This window comes from Bradyrhizobium sp. CCBAU 51627 (assembly GCF_028128765.1).
In the GTDB taxonomy this organism is placed as follows: Bacteria; Pseudomonadota; Alphaproteobacteria; order Rhizobiales; family Xanthobacteraceae; genus Bradyrhizobium.
Genome location: NZ_LBJG01000017.1, coordinates 163,502 through 169,501 on the forward strand (window position 1 = coordinate 163,502; position 6,000 = coordinate 169,501).

Annotated in this window: 5 protein-coding genes; 3 read left to right on the forward strand and 2 right to left on the reverse strand. The window is 58.2% G+C overall.

Translation table 11 applies throughout. From position 1 onward, the window contains the following. The first annotated feature begins 770 nt into the window (after positions 1-770). Positions 771-971: a hypothetical protein gene (locus XH88_RS09100; RefSeq protein ID WP_271615053.1), complete on the forward strand. Its 201-nt coding sequence runs from the start codon at positions 771-773 to the stop codon at positions 969-971. Between the two features lie 392 nt (positions 972-1,363). Here the strand turns inward: XH88_RS09100 and XH88_RS09105 are convergent, their stop codons facing one another. Further along, positions 1,364-1,567, reverse strand: a complete 204-nt coding sequence (locus XH88_RS09105; RefSeq protein WP_271615054.1) for a hypothetical protein — start codon at positions 1,565-1,567, stop codon at positions 1,364-1,366. Positions 1,568-2,951: 1,384 nt separating this feature from the next. On the opposite strand from XH88_RS09105, the gene XH88_RS09115 reads away from it, so the two are divergent. Then, on the forward strand, positions 2,952-3,338 hold the full coding sequence (locus XH88_RS09115; protein ID WP_128948100.1) for an ectoine synthase: 387 nt from the start codon (positions 2,952-2,954) through the stop codon (positions 3,336-3,338). A 424-nt stretch (positions 3,339-3,762) separates the two neighbouring features. Here XH88_RS09115 and XH88_RS09120 read toward each other — a convergent pair whose 3' ends face one another. Continuing rightward, positions 3,763-4,014, reverse strand: coding sequence for a hypothetical protein (locus XH88_RS09120; RefSeq protein WP_271615055.1), 252 nt, complete (start codon positions 4,012-4,014; stop codon positions 3,763-3,765). Between the two features lie 75 nt (positions 4,015-4,089). Between XH88_RS09120 and XH88_RS09125 the strand changes: the two genes are divergently transcribed. Continuing rightward, a partial coding sequence (locus XH88_RS09125) for a non-ribosomal peptide synthetase (protein ID WP_271615056.1) occupies positions 4,090-6,000 on the forward strand: 1,911 nt, incomplete at its 3' end.

Here is a 6,000-nt window from a genome sequence, read left to right on the forward strand (position 1 = left end):
CAACGAGCCGCGCTCTCGCGCTCGAATCCTGCGTTGCGGCAGCGCGCCCGATGAATCTTCACGGGACGTTCGCGTGTCCGTGCTGGGGTCCTTCAGCTACACTAGGCTTATATATCCAAAAGGCAAGTCGTTGCCGAGATCATCCGCCTGCAAGCGGGCATTGTCATAGGAGAGTCGCTCAAGATCGTGTGCTGCCAATACGTGCGATTATGGATCAAAATCCACACGCCCATGACCATGAAATTACTTCGCGATCGCGCAGGCGATCTCGTCAGGCTGCATAAAGCTAAGTTCCCTGAAGAGCGGCCAGAGGCGACTCAAGGGGGCACTGAGCGCGGGCGCCCGATCCTAGCCCGATTTCGTCGCCGGACGCGGGGCGGGCGCTGTTTTTTGGCCAAAAGATATGCTTCACCGCAACAATTGATCGCGAAATCCTCCCACGGTCCAGGATGCCAAGCGCTCAGGTTTGGAGACGATAGGTGCCGTCTCATGAAACGACATCGGAGCAGGGCAGAGCATTGGCCTGCCGCAGCCGCCCAGTTAGTCCGGCGCGCAATAGATCGCCGAGCATGCCGTACATAATCGCAGAGCATGATCGCAGGGCGCTCACATTGGCCTCTGAGCTCTAGCAAGCTTGTCTGTTAAGCTGAGGCGGCCGACGAGAAGACAAAAGCAGGCTGATCAAGCGAGCTGCCGCAATGGATCAGCGATCGAGTTGCGGTCTAGCAAATGCTCACTATCTTCCTCGATGGCATGAGGGAGATCTCCCAATGCTGGACGGTGTCACGACCGCGCTTCTGCGCAAGATCCTGGATGAGGTTTGCGAAAGCGTCTCACCGTATGACGCTGGCGTCCGCACCTACGTTGCCTCCACAATCCTGGAGGCCGCCACCAGAGGTGAGACGCGCCCCGATCTGCTTAAACAGATCGGTCAGGAAGCTCTTTCCAGAGCACCAACGATGTGGCGATAGATCTAGGACATGGCTTGTCATTGAGGTGAAGTTCCAAGTCACAGTGCTGAAGATCCTGGCCTGCTATCCAGGTTCGCGCGCGCGTCGCGTCGCCTGCGGCATAGTGATCCGGCTAGCTCGCAGAGGTGTATCGTGGTCGCAAATCGATGGCGGCCTAACGTCTCCAAAGACGCGGCATTCTCCGATGTGAGTCGGTTGGCGCGTTGTGCGCTGCGAGGCCGATCGTTGAAACGAGAGAGCTCGCACAACTGGCAGCGCATCCAAGCCTTGGCGCACGCACCCTCGCGCGTCACGATGCCGGTGAGGCGTCGCGCTAGTAGCCTTTATCCGGAAGTAAGGGCGAACTCAGTGTTCGACGCCGGAGCGCCATCGAGCCGGTGCGCCATTGCTGTTTACTCCTGTGCGAGCGCCGCAAGTGCCCTTTCGATCACTGTGATGTCTTGACTGACCTGAGCGATCGCTGGCTTCGAATCAACTCCGGTAACGGAGTTCAACTGCTGCAGTAGCTCCCGACGATGCGCCAGAAGGTTCTCCAGCGCGCTGCGGTTGTTCAGTTTCACATAGCCGTCGACAATCAATTCAATCGAAAGAGACATCGAAACTCTCAAACAATGCTGTTCTCAACGAAGATGCGTATAGCACAATCGCCGAACGATGTTCAGCTCGTCGGGAGAGAATACTGACGGGCGAGCTTGTTAGCGACAAGCGTCCGGCGCCGGGGGCGTGACCGCCTATTCCTTGCGCCTTAGAAGCGTCCAGCTCTGTTTGAGCGACTAGCCGAGCAGAAAGACAGTGTATGGCGCGCCAAAAACGCTGCGGATCGTCGCGATGCAAATGCTAGCTGGGGGAAGGAATGATACCTAGCATGGTCTCCGCCTGCCGAACGGCTTCCGAGATGCAATGGCAGGCGGCCCGTTGATCGATGACATGCTCGCCTGAATATCTCTTCGTAGAGATTGCGACGGCCTCAGGAGCGTCCAGGATGCTCGATGATATTTGGCTCGCATTCGGGCTCACCGTACCAACATCCATCGCTATTCTCGCCTGCTGAAGTCGAACCTGTCGGATGTCGAACGTCAGTTCATTGAAAGACGCCTCACCGAAGAGCAGACCCGCCCTCGAGTCTGTTTCGGCCGAGACCTTCCCGCTCGCGTTTAGCCTTCCGAAGGGGGTAGACATGTGGGCAAGCTAGGTGCGGAGGCGCGAACGACGCGCGCATCCGGGACGACGCGATTTCTCGCCGACAGCATCATCATGAGCTCGCGACCGGCAACTATCGATGATATCCGCCCGCTGTCGTCCTAGCCCCAGGACCTGATCTGCTGACCTGCACGTGAGTTCATTCGGCTCGGGTATCAGGTGCTCAATCATTTGCCCATAGCGGATTAGAAAGCAGCACTGTTCGACCGATTCCCGCTCCGGACCTGTTTGTATTCGGCCATATCTCGGCAGTTTGTTAGATTGGTTACACGCCCAGCCAAATCGTTCTCACTCGTAGCCAGCTGAGACAGCCACAACTTCATCTTTCATCGGCCTGCGACCACGGCATGAGATTTGCTCTGCTGGCTGAGACGCTGCGGAACCCTATTCGCGGCGAGAGGCACAGCAAGGAAGGAAACGACTTGCCAAATCTGCGATTGGAGACAGTTTACGTCACCGGCAATATCTCCAGCAGCATTCTGGGGAATACAAATGTAAGCGGCGGCACCACGCGAAAGGTGAAGCATCAAGTTGGTACGCACCGATCGGGCTCGGCGGCGAAATACCCTCGCGCCGATATTTTCACTCGTCGCCGTCGGACAAATGGCAGGCCTTTTGCGTGTAGCCGATCCCATGCGACTGCTGCACGGGCTCTCCGCGACCGACGGTTGGTTGTTTCGACAGACCGCAGTCGGCCGCGCGACAGGGAGGTCGCAGTTCCGGGCAAGAACAATGGCCAGCTTTTAGATCGATCACTTCAACCTGCACCGGGCAATCGATATGATTGTGCGTAGCCTGCGCGACGTCGAAGCATCCGATCACTTCGTCGATTGGGGCAATGGTACTAGCCACCGCCTTCTGACGGATAAGGACGGCATGGGTTTTAGCATCTGCCACACCGTGGTGCGCGCTAACACCGTTTCGCTTCTGCAATACCGGAATCATCTGGAAGCCTGCTATTGCATCGGCGGCGAGGGCGAGGTCGAGGACATGGACGGCAATGTCTTTCCCATTCGCAAGGGTGACATGTATGTGCTTGACAAGCATGACAAGCATTTCCTGCGCGGGGGACGGGACAACGACATGATCCTCGTGAGCATCTTCAACCCGCCCCTCACCGGGACCGAGCGCCACAAGCTGGGCGACCCGGCAGGCTCCACATATTGAGCGATGCGAAGAAGCGCCAATCCAATATGAACTGCCGCTAATTGCGAGAAGCATTTACTCGAGCGATCTAGCACTGCCTCGTACCGCACGCGCGGACCTTTTACGAAAGGCGCACGCGATGCGGTTAGGCTGAGCTGACAAAGTACTTTGGCATTCCAGGTCCATTTTCCCTTGCCCGGAATACCGGGCGGGCGGGGGCTTGTGCCGATTGATACCGCGCTCAGTTGTACGATGTCTGGCGACGCTGTTGGACAGCTGACACAGCAGTGCTGTGGCTATCGCACTGATTGCACTCGATTTCACCTTTGGCACGATACATGCGTAATCGTCTAAAGGGCGCCATAGAGGAGAAATCGTTCGATGAGGACGCTTGCCAGAAACTCTGACGCGGTTGAGTGGCTGCGGCGATACTGCTGACACCATATTATTTGGTGATGCGGAAGGTTGGCAGGAAGATTGAGTGATCTGCTTCGACGAAGGGTTTCGTCACATCAATGCGGACCAGCCAAGGCCCGATAACAGATCCGAACCGATGTGAGCGATTTGCGTGAATCAAGAAAGTCGCCTTCCGATCTTGAGCGATGAGCAGGAGCAGAGCATATCTGCCGCGCATGAACGGCTGGCGCGTGGGGAGGAGTTTTGGCGACGGCGGCTCGAGCAGTTTAGCAGATTGCATCCTCCTTTCGTCTCATCGTCCGTGGCTGCGGCGCCTTCCCGATGGCAGTCGAGTTCATGGTTTAGCCAAGGCGGTTTGGCTAAGCTTTCCCCACAAGATCGCTCGGAATATTTGGTAGCGGCTTGGCTGATCTATCTCGCTCGGATCACGGGGCAAAAAGAGCTTCAACTGGGATGGAAGCCCGCATGGGACCGATTGCAAACTGGCTCCAAACTCTTAATGGCCTCCGTCGTGCCGATGGATGTTTGCATTGAGCTTGCTCTCGATTTTGAAGAAGTGCGCAAAACCGTAGCGGCCGAAGTCGCTCAGCTGAGGGCGCACGCTAGCTTTACCCGAGATCTTATCGCGCGCTGCCCGACATTGCGAGGAGTGGAGGCGCTACGGGCGTGCCAGCCTTGGCCGATTGGTATTGCAATCACGACAGAGAGCTGTCCCGTCGCTGACGATCTGACGACGAGCCACAAGGCTGGCCAACCCTTATGCGGCGATTTGCTGACCTTGGAGGTTGGCGCTCTGGATGGGAGCTTCCGCTGGCATTTTGACGCCGCTCGATTAGCGCCCAAGCAGATCGACCGCATGACGCAGCATTTGCAAACGTTGTTACGCGGCGTGATGGCCGATGCTGGGCAGCCTGTCGGCCGAATAGACATTCTGGCCGCCGACGAACGCGCGTATCTACTTGAGGATTTGAATCGGACGGAGGCGCCTTATCCGTTTGAGCGATGTATCCATGAGCTGTTCGAGGCGCAGGTGCAAAAGGCACCGGAAGCGGTGGCGGTGGTCTATGAGAAAGAGAGACTGAGCTATGGCGAGCTCAATGCGCGGGCCAACCGGCTGGCGCATCATTTGATCGAGCTCGGGGTCAAGCCGGACCAGCCGGTGGCGATCTGCCTCGAACGCAGCCTGGCGATGGTGGTTGGTCTCTTGGCGATCCTGAAAGCGGGTGGCGCGTATCTGCCGCTAGATCCGGCTTATCCGTCGGCGCGGCTGCGGCAGATTGTTGGCGATGCAGACCCGAAACTGCTGCTTTGCGATGCCGGCGGTCTGACGGCATTGGGTGCGGAGGCCGTGGCCGGTGTGACTGTGGTCGATCTGGAGACGACCCCGGCCTGGGCCGGGCGGCCGGCTTCGAACCCGGACCTGGGCACGCTTGGCCTCACATCATGCCATCTCGCCTATGTCATCTATACCTCCGGCTCAACCGGAATCCCAAAGGGCGTGGAAATGTCCCACGGCGCGCTTGTAAATTCGCTTGCGGGGATTGGCACGTCAAAACTGCGCACACTTCAATTCGCGACCCTGAACTTCGATGTGTCCTGCCAGGAATTGTTCATCTGTTGGAAGGACGGCGGAGTGCTTGTGCTCGTGCGGGAAGAGACCCGGAGGCGCTTCTCCGACCTGCTGGAATTTGTAGAGCGGGAAGCGATCGAGCGGCTTTTCCTCCCGTTCGTGGCATTGAATCATTTTGCGGAAGTCTGGAGCACGCAGCGCGTGCAGCTGCCCTCCTTAAGAGAGCTTTATACTGCCGGCGAGCGATTGCAGGCCACTCCACTGCTCAGGGCGTTCTTCGAAGCACATCCGAACGCGAGATTGATCAATCAATATGGGTCCACGGAAATCAGCGTCATTTCCGAGCACCACCTTGCAGCTGATCCGTCATGTTGGGCCCAGATGCCTCACGTCGGGCGTCCAATTGCCAACACGCGGGTGTACCTGCTGGATGGCTATGGCGCGCCCGTGCCGTTCGGCGCGGTCGGCGAGCTTTACATTGGCGGGGCGGGGGTGGCACGGGGCTACCTCAACCGCCCTGAGCTGACCGCCGAACGCTTCATCGCCAGTCCCTTTGTCGAGGGCGATCGGCTGTACCGGACCGGCGACCTTGCACGTTATCTGCCGGACGGCAATCTTGAGTTCCTGGGCCGCAACGACGATCAGGTGAAGATCCGCGGCTACCGCATCGAGCCGGGCGAGATCGTCGCGCGGCTT